This window comes from Prevotella herbatica (genome assembly GCF_017347605.1).
In the GTDB taxonomy this organism is placed as follows: domain Bacteria; phylum Bacteroidota; class Bacteroidia; order Bacteroidales; family Bacteroidaceae; genus Prevotella; species Prevotella herbatica.
Window position 1 is genome coordinate 1,092,817 of the sequence record NZ_AP024484.1, and the last position, 18,176, is coordinate 1,110,992.

14 protein-coding genes are annotated in these 18,176 nt (G+C 33.8%); 9 read left to right on the plus strand and 5 right to left on the minus strand.

The features are described from left to right. Positions 1-2: 2 nt before the first annotated feature. Genes cas3 through cas6 form a run of 5 tightly spaced genes read right to left on the minus strand, consistent with a single transcriptional unit; the run spans position 3 to position 7,202 of the window. Positions 3-2,777 (minus strand): CRISPR-associated helicase Cas3', encoded by a 2,775-nt coding sequence (cas3, locus tag prwr041_RS03985; RefSeq protein WP_207155074.1) that lies wholly within the window; start codon positions 2,775-2,777, stop codon positions 3-5. Then, positions 2,761-3,528 carry a type I-B CRISPR-associated protein Cas5b gene (gene cas5b / locus prwr041_RS03990; protein ID WP_207155075.1) on the minus strand — a complete coding sequence of 256 codons (768 nt, stop codon included), beginning with the start codon at positions 3,526-3,528 and terminating at the stop codon, positions 2,761-2,763. Before cas5b ends, cas3 begins: the two co-directional genes overlap by 17 nt. Before the next feature lie 12 nt (positions 3,529-3,540). Next, entirely contained in the window at positions 3,541-4,452 is a 912-nt protein-coding gene (locus tag prwr041_RS03995) for a type I CRISPR-associated protein Cas7 (protein WP_207155077.1), read from the minus strand. Between the two features lie 7 nt (positions 4,453-4,459). Then, positions 4,460-6,406 (minus strand): hypothetical protein, encoded by a 1,947-nt coding sequence (locus prwr041_RS04000; protein ID WP_207155078.1) that lies wholly within the window; start codon positions 6,404-6,406, stop codon positions 4,460-4,462. 16 nt (positions 6,407-6,422) lie between these two features. Then, the gene (cas6, locus tag prwr041_RS04005; protein WP_207155080.1) at positions 6,423-7,202 is read right to left on the minus strand and encodes a CRISPR-associated endoribonuclease Cas6; all 780 of its coding nucleotides are present in this window, start codon (positions 7,200-7,202) and stop codon (positions 6,423-6,425) included. A gap of 421 nt (positions 7,203-7,623) precedes the next feature. Between cas6 and prwr041_RS04010 the strand changes: the two genes are divergently transcribed. The 9 genes from prwr041_RS04010 to prwr041_RS04050 all read left to right on the plus strand — a co-directional run bounded on the left by prwr041_RS04010 (position 7,624) and on the right by prwr041_RS04050 (position 17,322). Beyond that, the gene (locus tag prwr041_RS04010) at positions 7,624-8,076 is read left to right on the plus strand and encodes a DUF6078 family protein (protein ID WP_207155081.1); all 453 of its coding nucleotides are present in this window, start codon (positions 7,624-7,626) and stop codon (positions 8,074-8,076) included. Between the two features lie 232 nt (positions 8,077-8,308). Beyond that, positions 8,309-10,441 carry a VapE domain-containing protein gene (locus tag prwr041_RS04015; protein WP_207155083.1) on the plus strand — a complete coding sequence of 711 codons (2,133 nt, stop codon included), beginning with the start codon at positions 8,309-8,311 and terminating at the stop codon, positions 10,439-10,441. A 248-nt stretch (positions 10,442-10,689) separates the two neighbouring features. Further along, entirely contained in the window at positions 10,690-10,896 is a 207-nt protein-coding gene (locus tag prwr041_RS04020) for a GxxExxY protein (protein WP_207155085.1), read from the plus strand. Positions 10,897-11,688: 792 nt separating this feature from the next. Next, complete coding sequence (locus prwr041_RS04025) at positions 11,689-11,853, plus strand: hypothetical protein (RefSeq protein WP_207155087.1); 165 nt, start codon at positions 11,689-11,691, stop codon at positions 11,851-11,853. A 101-nt stretch (positions 11,854-11,954) separates the two neighbouring features. Further along, positions 11,955-12,578: a hypothetical protein gene (locus prwr041_RS04030; protein ID WP_207155089.1), complete on the plus strand. Its 624-nt coding sequence runs from the start codon at positions 11,955-11,957 to the stop codon at positions 12,576-12,578. Positions 12,579-13,399: 821 nt separating this feature from the next. Continuing rightward, positions 13,400-14,095 carry a hypothetical protein gene (locus tag prwr041_RS04035; RefSeq protein WP_207155090.1) on the plus strand — a complete coding sequence of 232 codons (696 nt, stop codon included), beginning with the start codon at positions 13,400-13,402 and terminating at the stop codon, positions 14,093-14,095. Positions 14,096-14,752: 657 nt separating this feature from the next. Then, entirely contained in the window at positions 14,753-16,255 is a 1,503-nt protein-coding gene (locus prwr041_RS04040) for a hypothetical protein (RefSeq protein ID WP_207155091.1), read from the plus strand. A gap of 188 nt (positions 16,256-16,443) precedes the next feature. Continuing rightward, positions 16,444-16,851: a hypothetical protein gene (locus prwr041_RS04045; RefSeq protein ID WP_207155092.1), complete on the plus strand. Its 408-nt coding sequence runs from the start codon at positions 16,444-16,446 to the stop codon at positions 16,849-16,851. A gap of 12 nt (positions 16,852-16,863) precedes the next feature. Next, on the plus strand, positions 16,864-17,322 hold the full coding sequence (locus tag prwr041_RS04050; protein WP_207155093.1) for an NTF2 fold immunity protein: 459 nt from the start codon (positions 16,864-16,866) through the stop codon (positions 17,320-17,322). The last annotated feature ends 854 nt before the right edge of the window (positions 17,323-18,176 follow it).

Here is an 18,176-nt window from a genome sequence, read left to right on the forward strand (position 1 = left end):
TATTATAAAAATTGTGTTTCTTCTATTCCTGTCAGTTTTTTAGCATCAAGTCCTTGTTCGATAGAATAAATGTCGGTATATCTTTGAATATATAGGTATCCATATTCCGACTTTTCTTTATCATAAAAATTAACCAATTTATTTTCAATATTGGGACTTGCAAATATAGAGAAAACATATTTGCTCATAATACTTTGGAGTACTTTTTTTCTTATTTGTTGCTGTGTAAAATCTATTATATTATGAATAGATTGAAGATATATTTCAAATACGTCCTTTCCACATATTTCATTTCTATCATTGGGAAAAATTCCATTATTTTCTAAAAAAAGCAGTTCAGAAGAACTGAAAATTTGCTCAGTGTTCCCCTCAACAGCACTTTGAACCGTAATTGGAATATTCAATGGTATGAAACAGGATAAATTCTTTTGTTCTATCAGTTGAAAATCTTTATGTACTTTTTCAAATTTCAAATTCAGAATGGCAGATTCATAATCACTGAAGTTTTCTGCCATTTCTCGAGTGTTCCAATCGTTTTTTACATCAAATATTTTATTGTACAATGCGTCAAAATCTTTTTGAGCGAGTATTCGCTCGTAATCTTCCTGCTTAATTAGCTCTTTTGTTATCTTATATCTAAGATCTTTGCCATAAATCACAGATTCTTTGTTGAGATTAAAAAGATAGAGTGTGCAGTGTTCTTTATTAACATTTCGGTTGATACGTCCAGCCAATTGTTCATCCGAATCAATAATAGAGCGGTCTTTAAATCCTAAATCCATATCAATATCTACACCGGCTTCAACCACCTGAGTTGTAATCAAGATAATTTTCTTTTTTCTGTTCGATGGATTTTTCAAATAATTTAGAATCTCTATTCTTCTATGTTTAAGTATGGTTCCAGATAGCACGAATATTTTGTCGAAAAAATCTTGTTCCAAAATTTTAGTATAGAAATCTGTAGCAGACTGCTTGTAGATAAATTCAACAATAGTATAAACACTCTTTTGGGGTTTAGCTGATCCAAAATCATATTTCAAATAATCCTTAGACGCTGCGGTTACTTTTTCTGCTAATTCTTGCAACGATAAATCAGTTCGTTCAAACAATTCAAAATTGAAATTGACCCGATCTACAAAATTCGGATTGTGGAAATATAGTTCTTTTGAATTAGGCAATAGATAGACAAAATCCTGTACATTTTGATTTATGAAACTAAGTTTATCCAACTTGGGTAAAGTAGCTGACATCAAGATAAACTTGATATTGAATTTCTCAGCATATTGTCGGATAAAATAAATCACTTTATCCCAATGCGATGGATTATAGGATTGTAATTCATCAATCACAACAATAGAATTTGCTAAGCGATGCAATAAATAATTGGTTTCCTTTTCGTTTGTTTTTAATATATCAAAGAATCTGATATGCGATAGTAGGCAAAACGGATAGTTGACAAAGAGGTGGTTAATGTAATTCAACTTTTCGTCTCCGTATAGATCATCCTCATGTTGAGCTGACTTTAATCCGGCTTTTGAATGCAATTCTATAATTTCTTCTTCTTTCAATCCTAACATATCCCGCACAACTGTATATGTTTGTGTAATCAAAGTTGTAAATGGGAACACATAAAACACTTTATTGTATTGCCCTTTATGTATTTTAAGCAACTCTATAGTTGCTAAAATGGAAAGATTTGTTTTTCCTCCACCTGTCGGGGCTTCGATAAAGAATAGATTACTTTGGGAAGATTGTCTTATGTTTTTAATAACCTCAATGCCCATCTCTTTGCGGAGTACATTGAGATTGGCACCGCTTTTTTCTTTTGGGTTCCGCAATTTATAACCTTTCAAAGCATCGTAAGTACCTTTGTTGTAATTTTTCTTCTTATGTAAATCATCTATCCACTCACTTTGACTAACATTATGGTACAGCTCCTCAATTCTGCCCGGTGTCAGTATTCCAAAATCGTTTATTGGTAATGAATTCATATACTCGTTGGTCGCCATATAATCTGAAGCCGTGAGGAGTGAGAAATTGAGACGACAAAGGGAATACAGTTCAAAAGAATTTACGTAATCTCTGAAGGGACTTTCGTTTAATAATCTGTCATTTCCAATCAAATTTAAAATACTGGGATGAATTTCAAACTGATAACATTCTAAATATGTAGATAAAAATTTATTAATCTCAGACCAATTATTTTTTGCTTTTATTCCTGTAAATAAAAGCGTTTCACTACAATTATTATCAAAAGTTCGTCCGTGGTGTTTAAATATAGAATAAGCAAAATAAAGACAAGAAGTTACCAATAATGGATTTTGTTTTTTTTCAAGAACAATGTCATTTAAATGTTTTGTCAAATAAATAAAAGCACTTAGGGCAGAGTGATTAGATGATATTGGACTTTCATTTTGTGAACTTTCAAAGTACTTCCCATTTTTCATTTTTTCAAATTGAAAATGTTCATTAATTTTTCCAAAGTCATGAAACACAATGGCATTCACAAAAAGCACTTTGATATAGTTGCCTGTTTCCAAATCAATTTGGGTTGAAATGCCATTGATTAGTCTATCAATAACCGAATCTAATTTATGGGCAACTACAAGTTTTTCGAAATAGTGATTTACCAAATCAACATGCTCCTCTATTGTTTCTATTGGTCTTTCTGCTATTTTTGGCAAATGAGCATAGTAACTACCTGCATCAAGTAAATAACTACTTAATGCAGGTAAATCACTAACAATCTCAGAAACAGTTTTAAAACAATTGTACATAAGCATCTAATTCTTCGACAAAAAACAGATTTTCCAATGTTTGAGCATTTTTGATTTGATAGTTTGAGAATGCAAACTCACCTAAGTCGTATTGCATCAATGATAGGTCAAAATCTTTTGGTAAACGTTCAAAATAAATGAACGGACTTTCGGCATTGTCAAAATTGAGCAAATCGGGAAAAGGAGCTTCAACATTATTCTTTAGAGCCATATCTTTCTGAAAGATAGTCTTAATCTTAATGCTCCCGATAGGTTCCTTTTCATCTGAAAAATGATATTCTTTGTACGAATTGGTACTCCACCAAGCCGTGAACTCATTTTTCCCCAAGTAAGGAATAAATTCGGCGCAACCATCTCTTATATTATCAAGCAATTGCTTTTGATATCCGTTATCCTCATCAAGCAAAAGATAAATCCTGTATTCCGGCTTTACCAATGTCAATTCTTCGGTCAGAAAATTTGTCCCTTTATTCGCATATCCAACCGTATTAGAATACTTGATATTGGTTTTGGTATAATTTCCCTTATCGTGATTTAGGGGTTCTACACCTATTCTCACATCCTCCAATACCTCATAATACTGAGGCAACTTCCCTTTTTCCTTATACCCATCTAATCCAACAATTGCTCCTAAAACACCTAACACCGCAGGGCGATGAATGATATTGTAGGACAAGTTAATGGTCGCATTAGTGTCAGGGATTCGGAAAAAAGCAAAGTCCGCTTTTAAGTCGAATGATATTAATTTCATGTGACTCAGTATTTATAACTCAGTAAATAAAGCACCATTGGGTTCGCCTATTACTTTTGTATTTGATTTGTTGTAGTAAATCTCAATTTTTTCAATTTCCGTCTTGATATGCCCCTCTTCTAATAGAGCACTTACTCTTGATAAATCAATTTCTTTATCTTCGTTAATGTCAATTAGGCTCACAAATGAAGGCAATACGATTTTTGAATCTGGGTTGAGTTGTACCCATAGCAATAACTCGTTTTCAGTTCCTGCTTTTGCTGCTGAGTCATAGTAAGTCGCTCCCTTGCGAAGTCCTTCTTTTAATTTTACGATATCGTCTGTTGTCAATCCTTCCACACCGGTTCTTGCAACGTCACCTTCAATATTCTTTGGATTTACCGAAAAATGATGTACATAATGCCCTTCCTGCAAGCGAGATTGAGTTCCCAAAGTTGTCATGGTACTATCAGCACTTGCTTCATTTGAATTTTTGAAAGGAGACATTATTTGTTCGGAATAAATTACATTCTCGGGAAATTTATTTAAGCCGTGAGTAATTTGACATGTGCCGTGTATTGAAATATTGGTTTTCCCAGCATAAGTACCTCCAAATAGTTTTACATCAAGACATTTCAAAATATTCCCAAGAACTTCCAAGCGTAATTTCGTTTTATCTTTTTCTTTGAAATCTCCAAAATGGAAAGCGTAGGTTTCATCTAATGTCCTGGGCGACATTTCTTCGCTTAGTGATTTGAAATAAAATACTTTTTCGTTTAGTGCTGCATTCCAATAATTCCTAATGGAATATTTCAATGCTTTGTCTGTCGCATAAACTATACCATTAGGTAATTTTCGAGGTTGACCAGAAAAATCAGCATTGTAATTTGAATTGATTGATTTGATGATGGCTGCGCCATACACACGATTGTTAAATGTTGTCATGATTATTTTATTTTGAAGAGTTCGTACTAAATAATTGATTCTTAGAGAATACACCTGAAAGAATTTGAGGCAATAAATGTTTTAGATTCGCAGAGGTTTCATAACTTAAAACGAAGGCTGCCACTTTCTCAAAGTTTTTTGAGAAGTTTTCATGTTTATATCGACCGAAATCATTGGCTATTGCCCTTTTAAACTCAGTGCATTTAGATTGCTGTAAATAAGGTTCCAGCAGATTGTAACTATTGTCAGCAGATTTACTTTTACTCTGAATGTAGTTAATGACTTGCCCTGCAGCAAAGGCAAATTTTTCATCCGTAATATCACTCAGTGCTTCATCTGCTATGATAGCAGCAACAAAGTCCTGATAGTCTTTTAATTTATTTACCATATTGATTTTATTTTTAGGATTGAAATATTCATATAAACTATACCAGATATTGAGTTTTTCTCTAATACTATAACCATTGTTGTCTTTAATGTCGTCGGTTATTGCGTTAAATACCATTTCATCAAATATATGACCGTCAATAGTATTCCGCTGAGATTTGTACACATAATCGTATATTGCTTTGCGGTATCTACTGAAAGAACTAAAAGTCAAGTCTAATTTTGCGTAATCATCTTTGTTCAAATCTCCAAAATAATCAACCCGCAAGTACTTATTCTGAATAAATGGTTTCATTACTTGCTGTTCAAAGTCAAATATATTGTGAATAACTGGGTAATGTTTATTGTCTTTTCCTCCCTTTTCTTTAATATCAAACAGATTTAATATAACAAGAGGCTTTTCTCTTGACACCAAATATTCAAAAGTCGAGACAAAGTCAAAATCTCTAAAAACAATACCATCCTTTGTATTCTGCCAGAAAAGAAGATAATAGTTGCCCATATCGTCTGGATGATCTTCAACTAAGTTTTGAATAATCTCTTTATAACCAAACTTGAAGCCACTTTCTTTGAATATTCCAATCACTTTTTGTTGCATCTCTTCTTTATAAATAAAAACTGGCAATGGATTAGGAAGGGTTTTGTTTGGAAGTATGTTTTTCAATTCATAGAGAAGCTTTGCATCGAGGTTGGATATTCTTCCACTTATATCAAAAGTCGCAGTTTGATGCATCAGGAAAGGCATATTGCTATTGAAGCCATTCATAAAATTGCTGGTTCCGAAAATAACTCCTTCTTGATTCGGTTCAGTATTATAAAGCGCTGTATTAAATAACTTGTCATCCAAATACTTTTTATGAACCTGTTGGTATAATTCCAATGGAACATCAAGATAAAAGAGGATATAGTCGCTGTCGTCTAACGGTTTTACTTTGAGAAGCTCTTGCTCAATGGTGGCAACCTGATTCTTTAGTTCTGCTTTTCCAGTTTTGTCAGTGCTGCTTTTTAACTTTTCTTTGATTTGAGCAAGATCTTCTTCGAATTGAATACGTTTAGCCTTGTAATTTTCCTCTATTTTTTGAAGAACAAAACTGAAAGTATTTTGTGTGAAGAAATGCTTAAAAATTACATATTTTTCTGCATCCTCTTTGTTTTCAAATAAATCAAAAGCTTTATTGAAATACTCTTCGAAGCGTTCATATATCTGTTTTTTCTTGCCAATATTCTCTTTGAACTTTGTTCCACCTTCCAAATGTTCGCGCTTAAACGCAAGGGCAAAAGGTGAACAGGTATGAATCGCTTTAGTAGGTACGTCAAGACACTTGTTGGTATCAATGCACCATGCGTTCTGATGCAAAAGTTTACATTGAATCAGAAAATTAGAAATTTCACCTTTTTGTTTTTTTGAGTATTGTTCATATTCAAAGTCGAAAGTATCAATTTTTACTTCGCCTGACTCACTGATAAAGAGCTTCATTCGTATATGTAATCCCTCTTTTGGTGTAGAGCCCAAGTTTTTGAACTCTTCATCCAAATTTGCAGTAAAATTTATTAGTTCATTTATCATATTTGTTCTATTTATTCTAATTAATTACCTCAACGCATCCGAACCCTACCGAAGTTTGCACTCCGATTCCGCTCGAATAGATTATCTTCATAATCTCTACAGGTGCCTTGACCTTGAAGCGACACTGGAATCCACGGATTCTAGTTTGCGCAGTGGTTCCCGCCTTAATCATAATTAAGGCAGACTTTGGTTCTGACAGGGTCTCTAGTTTACAATCTTCAAGTGGATATTCTAAAGATTTACCACAAAAGGCCTTATACTTGTCAAACAAACCGTTGAATATTAAATAAGGTGCTCTTACATCCTTTGGGGATAAATAATCAATATGTCCATCTTCTGTTCTGAGTTTTATACACATTGGTGATTGCGTTTCAAATTCCATCTCCTCAGAATATGCAGGCTCTGGCATAGCCTCAACACATGTTATATGAAACTGGACAACAGATTTTTTATCACCAATCTCAAAAGTTTGATGAAGAAATAATCCTTCTATGAATTTCTGTGTACTCCGCTCGGGAAGAAAAGAAACATACCATTCTACAGTTTCCCCAAAAAATCTTATACGCCCCGTATCTTTTAATATCTTATATTCGCCAACGATTCTAGAAAATGTGAATAACTTAAACTTCTTTTTAAAATCTAAATTGAAACCATTTTCATGAAGCCATGTTGAATATTCTTCGTCTGCGTTAGACAATATTCTATATATCGCAGAAGATGCCTCATACTGATAACTCAGGGGCAATGTGTCTCCGTATTTTTCTCGGTTAATCTTTAGGGTTAACTTAAATCTCATGGGTATTGTTTTTTTTGTGTAATTACAAAATTAGTAATAAATTAAACATGTTCCATTATAATTAACATATTTAACATTTACATATAAAATCATTTCTCTGAACAAAGTAACTACATATTTGGATTTACACTCATAAGAGTGTGATAACATACTTATCCATATTTCTTTGTTTTTATAAGAAATAGCCGCTACCAGAAAAAGTTTTTTCAATGTCACTAATGTCACTTTGTCACAAACCATTTGTTTATAAGGGCTAAGCGAGTGACATTAAGTGACATTATCGGGGCAAAAGTGACATTAAATGCCGAATCACACCTACTTTTGGCGTTTTTTAGGCAATTATGACATTTGCATAATACATGCATTTTTTGTACCTTTGAAGGTCATTAGAACTTTATGACACAATTTCTAAAACAACATAATGAAAGACCAAAACGAAAAGACGTTATTTAACTATGCAGATGCACCTAAAAGCTGGTACAACTGCTTCAATTCTGCTTGTCCAAAGGCTGGTGAGTGTATGCATTTCATGACGGGAAAAAATGTTCCTGATGATGTGACTCTGGGCAATGCTATTTATCCTAATGCATGTAAAAACGGAGAATGCAGCTTCTTCAAACAAATAAGGATGATGAGAGGTGCTTATGGATTTAACACCATGCTTAATGAATTAAAACGAAAAGACGAGGAACTCCTAAGAGGTATGATAGCTGATTATCTGGGCAGTAACACCACTTACTATAAATTTAATAGAGGAGAGAAACTGCTTACTCCAGAACAGCAGGAATGGATTCTAAATTTATTCCATAAAAATGGGTATATCGGAGAGAAAGAGTTTGAAGGCTATAGATATATTTACGACTTCAGCGAATAAGGTATGATAAGAAATTACCCAGAGGCTTGGGTAATTTGATTACCTCAATGCCTGGGTAATACGATTACCCAACGTGGGTAACAGGATTACCTAACGTGAGAAACTTGATTACCCAACGTGGGTAATTGAATTGCCCAATGTAGGAAAGGCTATTACTCAGCACATGTAAACACATTACCACTACTCATACTCCTATAATAGAGTATCAGAAAAATAAACAAAATAAAGAAAAATGAAAGTATCAGTTGTAAGAACAGACAAGCAAAACAAAACTTATCTACAGACTATCACCATTGAAAAACTTATTGAACGTATTTGTAATGACAAATCAAACGGCACGATTGCCGATCTGCGCCATTTTATTCCTATCATGTCAGAAGGTATGACTTTCCAGAATATGCATCTCTTGCCAAGAGTGTACCCGTCTGTAGTGATGCAGAAGGATGCCGACGGTGATATATCTGCTGTGGAATATAACGGTATTATACTGCTTACGATATGCAACCTGAAAAGACAGGAAAGTATTGATGCCGTGAAAATGGCTGCCGCACAGTTGCCTACCACTCTGGCTGCATTTGCGGGAGCGAGCGGAAGAAGCGTAAAACTCTTGGTAAAGACATCGCTAGCCAACGGCTGTATGCCGGAAAATGAGCAGGAAGCCACAAAACTTTATCGTGCAACTTATCCATGTGCCGTAAAGATATACGAAGCTGCAGTAGGCGAACACGTAAAAATAGTGAACCCATCTATAAAAAATGGATTCAGGCTTACTGCCGATGACAGTCCATATCTAAACCTTAACGCAACTGCACTACTGATTGATCCGGATAACTTTAAACCTAATCTTGGTTTTAAGGAAGGCAAGGATGCGATAAGCGGAATTGTAGATGTAGAGAAACAGGAGAATATCGACATGAAGCTATACGATGAGATGGAATTCATGTATCATAGGGCTGTTGACATTGTTGCCGCTAATCAGATAGACGATAACGAACAGCGATTTGCTCATGAAGCATTCAGTTCACGTGTGGCTTGGCAGCTATGCAAAATGGGTATGCCTGAGGAAGAGGCTGTGCTGCACATGCGGGCACATCGCAATACAAGGGAAGCCGTTAACCATTGTCGTACAATAATATCTTCTGTATATGCAGAATTCAGTCTTTCAAGAGATAAAAAAATAGATGATAATGATTATCCTACGAGCATTCGCAATGAGCAGATGCAGATTATCAAATTTCTTGAACGCAGATATGTATTCAGGTATAATGAGGTGATGAAATATACTGAATACCGTCCAAACAATACATGGGTTTTGGATTATAAGCCGGTTGATCAGAGGGTGCAAAACCGCATGGCTATTGAGGCAAGACTTGAAGGCATGAACGCATGGGATAAGGATATAACAAGGTATGTGGAATCAGACTACGTGAAAAACTATAATCCTATTGAAGACTTTCTTTGGAAATGCCGTGGAAAATGGGACGGGCACGACCGCATACGTGAGTTGGCACGGACAGTACCTACTAACAACGCTAATTGGGAGAACTGGTTTTATACGTGGTTTCTGGCTGTGGTAAATCAATGGCTAGGGATTGGCAACAGCCGTTACGGTAATAGTGTAGCTCCACTGCTTATATCCGGACAGGGCTATAACAAAAGTACGTTTTGCAGGCGTCTTCTCCCCCAGGAACTGCAATGGGGATATAATGACAATCTGGTGTTGGCTGAGAAGAAGCAGGTGTTGCAGGCGATGAGTGAGTTTCTGATTATTAATCTTGACGAGTTCAACCAAATATCTCCGCAGGTGCAACAGGGATTCCTGAAGAATCTTATTCAGTTGCCAAACGTGAAAATCAAACGTCCGTATGGCAAGCATGTAGAGCAGCATGCCCGACGGGCTTCATTCATTGGTACTTCAAACATGAGAGATGTTCTGACAGATCCATCGGGATGCCGCAGATTTATCGGTGTAGAAATTACCAGTCCAATAGATGTGAGCAAGGAGATTAACTATGTGCAGTTGTATGCTCAGGCTCTGAGAGCACTTGAACACAAGGAGCCGTGCTATTTTGATGAGGAGCAGACGGCATTGATCATGAAGAGCAACCAACAGTTTCAGGCTAAGAGCGCTGTGGAACAATACTTTTATGAATACTTCAGCATTGGAACAAAGAATGATTCTAATGCTAGTTTCATGACTACTGCCGCTATCCTTTCGTATCTGAAAAAGCAGTTGGGTTCTGCTATAAAGCTAAACAATTTGAGAAGTTTGGGGCGTGTATTGACAAATATGGATGGTCTTGAACGAAAAAGAACCAATACGGGTACTGCATATTTGGTGAAAATTCGCCAAAAACAGGTGTGATTTGGCATTTAATGTCACTATTACCCCGATAATGTCACTTAATGTCACTCGCTGAAGCCCGATAAATAAAGGGTTTGTGACAAAGTGACATTAGTGGCATTAAAAAAACTTTTTCTGGTAGCGCGTTGGCTCACGCTGATAGCGCAGATTCACGCAGAGAGAATACAGTTAAAAAATAAATTCGCGTTCGCTGATAACGCTATGAAAAGAATATCAGCAGGACCAACGAGAAAATAAAACATAAAGTAATGACAGAAAACGAAATATCATATAAGATAGAAGAAGCCATATTAAAAGTCTACGATGAATTAGGTCCGGGATTACTCGAACCCGTCTATGAGGCAGCTCTTTGCTATCAAATGAAAAAATATAGAATGACGAAAAGTAATTTAGTTAAATGCATTTGCAGAAAGTATTATCTTTGCAAAAGATTTAAAGGTAGACAGTTATTATAACTAAAAGATAATAAGCCTCTCAGGCTTGCCGAAAGGCAGCATACTTGAGGGGCGTTCTTCATTTTATAGAGTAGCTGTATTAGAATCCAAACCTCCAGCTACCATTACTTTCTTTATAATAAGATCCTCCCAAATCAGTCTTCCAGATAATACACAATACTCGTGACGACACGTACTTTTTTAATAAAAGGAGTATTGGATAGTTTATCTGTTACATTAACCTATAAGAATGAAAAAACTCCCAAAATAGTGCAGATTAAATGCAACAGCATAAACAACATGGTCTCACGCAGATTCACGCAGAGAAAGCCATTGGAAATAAATCCGTGAGAGAATACTTAGCTATCCAACTTTAGAGATTTTTGCGTATTTACGCACTTTTGTCGAAAGTGAAGGAATAATTACATGAGTGAGGTGTAAAGGCGGAATAGACTATATCATATTTCTGTGAAGGGGGACAGTTGATAGCGCAGATCACGCAGAGAGAATGTAGCAAGCTGCATTTATCTCACTGGAGATTATACATAAGCTATTATGCACATATTGCTTAGTCTAGTCAAGTTGAAAATAGGGGTTATATGCCCCCACAGAAATTTAGTCTTCAGAATCCCATCAAAAAGTAATTTCTCCCTACCTTGTTTTATTTAACAAAAAAAACAGTTTTGAATAAGACAGTGATTTCGTACACATTTTACTTCAAATATACAAACAAGGCTTTTTTTCTCAAATTCTCTTGTATTTTCCATTTCAGAAGTTTATCTTTGCAAGACAAATGATGTAAGATTTAGAATTATGAAACACTTACAGATATTTCTAAAAAAACTAACAGGAAAATGTGTTGTTCCAAAAGGAACAAATTTTGCAGGTTATATCTATATTAATAATATTAGCTATAGAAATGCACACCCAATAAATTTAAATGTATCTGGAGGTTGGAATTATAGTGCACTTGGGTGACATGGGGCGCTTACAGGACCGTCTATGATTGGTTTCATCACTAGTGCAGGGGGAAGATATAAGCATGATTTCAGAATTAAATAACAAGCTAATAAGTTTCTATGAAAAAGATATTGTATATTTGTATTGGCCTCGTATTGATTATAGGATGCGCCAATGGACAGAACAAAAAAGATCTCAAAGAACTTCGTGACAGTTTAGACAATGTGTTCTTTATGGGTTATGTGCGTAACGATACAATAATGCTTAAAAGAGCATTGGAACTTTCGAACTATTTACTTAGTGTTGATACTTCGAATATCGGTAAGAGGCAATGTTATCTTTATCGTTCCAGAATTTTCTTTTCATTGGGACGCATGGATGAGACTATGGCTAACGGTGAACATGCAGTTTTGACCCTTCAAGAAAACAATCCGTCACGGCTTATCTTTCTGTCTGAAAAATACTTAAGGGAAAATAATAAAGACTCAGCTACTTATTACATTGAAAAGACAATTGCTGTTTGTGACAGTTCATTGAATGATGAGTACAACGAGAATATGGCTATTAATAAGATTAAAGCAATTTACCTGCGTGATGGAGAGAAGAATGCAAAGATTTATTTATCAAAACTATTAAGGACACATCCAAGCCCATTACTAAAATCATTAGACGAAGACTGGAATGAATGGGTTCGCATGAATAATGAGGAATTAAAACTTATGAATATTAAAATCTTGAAATAGAAATGGTATGTTGGAAAGCTAACATGTCCTTTATGTCTCTAATCACGACTTCGGAGTGATTTAATCCCCCCTTCGGGGGCAAGAGTCTTTGTGGGACAAATGGTAATTTGTGGTACAAAGACACATCTTGCCAATATCAAGAAAGAGGTTGACATGTTGTCTCCCACAGATAGCGCAAATTCACGCATATTAAACTCATAAGTTAAACTGCATCGTTTCACGCAGATATTTGCTAAAGTTTTTGTTATATTATTGTGTTTATATATGAAAACTTGGGGCTAAATAAGGATGTACTGACTTTGCAAATGTATATCTTTTCGGATTCAAATCCAAAAATATCGCAATATATTTGGATTTGAATCCGAATAGTTACAAAAAAGCTACATGAGTGAAGTGTAAATGCAAGCATGCTGAATAAACAATGATGGGAACTTTGTCCTTTAAACTAGCATAAAACGATAAATTAGTTGGAGGATGTTTATTTTATAGCTATATTTGCAAAACTTATCTATTACAAAATGACAACTAAAATAAACAATATAATAAAGCTGTCTCTTCCAGCAGGCGTGATGACTACATCATGGCTAGAGAGTCTCGGACTTAGTCGTACAGAGCAAGTATAGTATGTGAAGTCTGGTTGGCTCACACGCATGAGTACGGGAATATACAGATTAAGAAATAGTACACCTGCTCTCTAATGGTGCTGGTACTCGTTAGTACTATAATAAAGGTGCAAGAACCGAATTATGGAAAAACGATAGATGATAAAAAATAGTGCCCAACAAATTCTTTAATTTTTTTTACTTATTAATAAATTAAAAATGAAGAAACACAATATATTATATGTGATTATCTCTATGTTATTTACATTTGTTTCTTGTACCCATGTCAAAAACAAAGACTTGGAAGTAAAGATTCTTTCTCTGACGGAATCTGAAAGTGTCTATTTTATACAGAAAGCGGACACAATAGAATATAAATGTTATCTTGTTACAGAAAATGACGATAAAATAAGTATAACAGTACCATATAGTGCTAATGATTTTATTGATGATTTAAAGAGAAACAGCAAGGGTCTTTCAGCTTTTCCAATAGCTCAAAGACAGAGAGGTTATAGAGAAACTTTGCAAGAAATGAAAACATGTTTAAAAGTTATATCAAGCAAGTATTCAGAAGAAAAAACTATCAATATACATTGTAATCTGTCTGATTTTAGTGATATTGCCATCATCGTATCGCAACGCCTTCCAGAACAGAAGTGTAAGAATAAATCTCAAATAGAAGAGTATATAAACCATACTACATTAGCAGCAGATTTGACCGCAATATTGGGAATGTTTAATATGAGCGTACAATCCATATCATTAGATTCAGAAGCAAAAAGTATTTATATGAACAAGGAATTATTTTTATCAAATCACACGACATCTATTAAGGATATACCTCAAAAAATTCTTGCTGTTCCAATCAAAATAAATATCGTAGATAATCAAAGTTGTGCTGTCTCACGCAGATAGCGCAGATCACGCAGAGAGAATGTAGCAGGGCTGCATTATTTCGGAGATGTTTCATATTGGTAGTTATTACAGTTCTTGTGGTTCGTCTGCGTAATCATTGAGATCAGCGAGAGACATTGGGGGGCTTTGTACATTGATTGAGTACGCTCATGTGAATATTCTCTCGCAGATAACGCAGATCTCGCAGAGAAACGGACAACAGCATGAACTGCATTGTCTCCCGCAGATAAAGCAGAGGAATGCAGCAGGCTGCATTATTTTGCAGACAAAGACAGTTTGTGGTTGGTGTGGGGGGTATCTGCGTAATCTGCGGGAGACATTAGTAAGAATATCATTACTTAATTTTGTACTATTGTAAAATGGTGGATAAAAATACAAACATAATATTTGGAAACTTAAATAACTTTTTATATCTTTGCCATTAACTAAATAGACACTAGGTAGAGCACAATAGCAGATAAATCTATACGATGAAAGGAAATACTTATAACAATCAACAAGTATAAGATTTACACACGATAAGGAAAAATAACCGTAATATCTACTACTATGCCATGTGACATTTATAACCTTACAAGATTAAAACAATGTTACACCCCAAATAGAATTAAATTCTACAAGTAGTGACACTGTTAAAAAAAACAAAGAAAATGGCTTATGAAGAAAAAGTATATCATCTTATGGTTGATGATTATAGCATACTGTCAAACGTTTGCACAAGACAGATTATCCCCGCTTACATCCAATAAAACGAGGGAGATTAATTGTGTGTATTATTCTATACTTGATAAGAAACCGGATTTTTCTTATGCTTGTTTCTCAAATAAGTCCATTCATGGTTTCTATGGTCTGGATAATGGTGAACTCACAAGTTTTGAAATATTTCTTACAAAAAACAAGCATGGCAATTCTTTTCATGAGAAAAAGATCAAACTGACAAAAGATATAATCAATGATATATCTTCTTTATATGAGGATGCAATTACAACTTCATCTTTTACTTATAGCAATGAATTAAAAAATGATTCTATATTTTTATTTTCACACACAAATACAATTGCATATTGTTCCAAATCAACAAATAGTGTAACGTCTGGTAAATTAGTAAAAGTTTCTGAATCAATTTTTGAAGCTATTAAAGAGGAGGATGGTTCTAAAATTGAATCATTAAATGATTCAATAACAAATACTCTTTTTCTTTTTCAGAGTTTAATGACACCAGATGTTCGGTATGCACAGTTTGTATTTTTAGAGAATAAGCAACTTGCAAAAGGTTATTTTTTTGATTCCAGATCTGAAGATCAAAAAATGACAACATTATGGACTATCACATTGTCTTTAGCCACAGTATTGATTGCAATATGTATTTTTGTCTTATTACATGAAAAAAGAAGAAAAAGAAACAACATGAGTCATAAAATTGAACAGTATATTATTTTATTTATAACAATAATGGCAAGCAGCCATTTATACGCACAAAAAAGACTAACTCCGTTGACTTATAAACAGTTGGGAGATGCTAGTGAGGTATATAATCTTATAATTAATAAAAAGCCAGAATTTTCATATCTTAGTTTCTCTAACAAATCTAATTCAATACATGGTTTTTATAACTTAAAAGAAGATGAATTGATTTGTTTTGAAACAGATATTATTATGAATAGGAAAAAGGACAACTATTCCTTTCATGAGAAAAAGATTAAACTAACAAAAGATATCACTAAGCAAATTTCTATTTTATACAAGGATGCAATATTAGCTTCCTCTTACGCATATCAAGAGTATTCACAACCCGATTCAACACTTTTGTTTATCTATAAAAATATGACTGCTACTTGTTATTATCCTTATGGTCGTGTAAAAAGTGGGAGTTTAGCTAATGTGTCAGAGGATATATTTAAATGTATTAAAGCTGGAGATAATTCTAAGATAGAATCTTTGAATGACTCTTTACAAAAAATTCAAAGATATTTTAGCAAGCTTATAAAACAAGATGCAGCACAAGAAAAATCATCTTTAGTATTAAATATTGAGATTAATAATGAAATGAAATCAGAAAAGCGTAAAAGATGGATAATTGCATTATCAGTAGTTGCCTTTTTGGGGGGAGGTGGCTATATAATATATAGGTCAAAAAAAACAAAAAAGCGCAAGAGTTAAAATAACTTCTGAGCTTCTATGACTGATAAGCCTGGGTATTCAAGAGTTTGGTAACAAGCTCTATCGAAGGAAGATATAAAAACTTGTCCTTCTAATTCTAGGCAAATAGTGTTTGGAATACGTTCAAATTTAATTTATAAATATAACCAAAATGGATTTATAGCAATACTTCCCTTTAACATCATAAAATGAAAAATATTTATCTACTTTTTTTATTAACCTTCCTATCGGTAAATACCTATGGTCAAGGAAAAATATATAATAGAGTAATTCATGATTTAATAGAAAAAGAAAGAATTTCTCAAAGTGACAGCGCATATATAATGGTTATAGACAGTACGATTCATATTAATAATAAAATATTATTAACGAAGTTTCCCAATATAGATACTACTTGGAAGTCAAAGCCTTTATTCATTATATTAAAGCCAACATGTATTAAAAATAAAATAACTATTTGGATTAATCAATGCGATCTTTCTCCAAATATAAAAGAAAAAGAATATGCGATTACAAGCTATGGTTCCATTATGTTACAATATAAACGATTTAAGAACCATCTTAAACTTGTCAAATATAAAAATACAGGCATATAAAAAAATAGCGATATGAAAAAAATAATAACAACTATAATAATATTTTTAGTAGGAATAATACTAGGAATATTTATCAAGTCAGAATATGACTCAGTGAAAAGTAAAAAGGTCGTAGTTAAACAAGATTATATCTTTAAAGGAAATGTGAAAGTAGACAAGGATATGATAGATGCACGAAAATCGGTAGATGATAGTATCAATTATGAATCAGGAACAGACCCTTTTAACGTATACCGTAATCAGAACGGACTCATTCCCAATGCTAAGGCAGCAGTAGATGTTGCAAAGATAATATTTAATTATTGCGAAAATGGAACATTTAACAATGAAAAGCCTTTTAATGTAGAATTAGTAAATAACAGAGTATGGTACATATCTGGTTCTCTTCCAAAAGGTGCTGTGGGTGGCGTTGTCGAGATATCAATACAGAAGTCTGATGGTAAGGTGTTAGCAATATTCCATGGTAAATAAAAAAGTAACACGCAAGGCATCAGGCAGTATACATGAAAATAACTGATAGTTAATGCGTATTGCGTGACTTGCTTTTACTACATGAGTCGAGTTATGAAACAGCGCCATTAATGTTTCTCATTCATCCCTACGATTAGAATAATCTTGCAGTATCCGTTAGGTAACGAAAGCAGATGACTGCCAAGCATGTAGAATATGTAGTGGAATGTGGTAATAGTATAATATATAAATATAATAAATATGGAATTATTTCAACGTGTCCGACGAATGTGTTTTCTAAAAAGAAGCATAGTGTTGCTATTTATAGTATGTAGTATACCTCATACTTTGTATGCTCAAAATAGCTATTTGAAACAGTATGATTATATAATAAAGGATCTTCTTAAAACTGTTAAATCTGATACCCTATATTTTTCTTTCGATGGTGATTCGTGTATAGAAAATTCTATAAGGAAGCATGTTAAAAGTAAAAGAGCAAAAATAGAAATGCCTATGAAAGATGACTATTTATACATTTTGTCATATCCTAAGGTAGTTAAACATCGTCTGTCTATTCTAGTTATGCAAACATGGTTGGTTGCCGATCATAAGGTTCTTTTAAATAACAATTCTATAGAATATTTTTTTGGAAAGAAAAAAGTAATACGCAAGGCATCACACACTATACATGGGAATAACTAATAATTAAATCAAGTCGTGTTGTGTAAAAAACAAATAGATAATGATGAACAAGTGTGACATAGGAAGTTCTGCAGGTGATATTATTCTGTACATAGCTTTAATAAGATATAGCATGAACAAGATTGGAAAACAGAATTTCAAATTACCTCACTAAATGAAAAAAGGAATATATA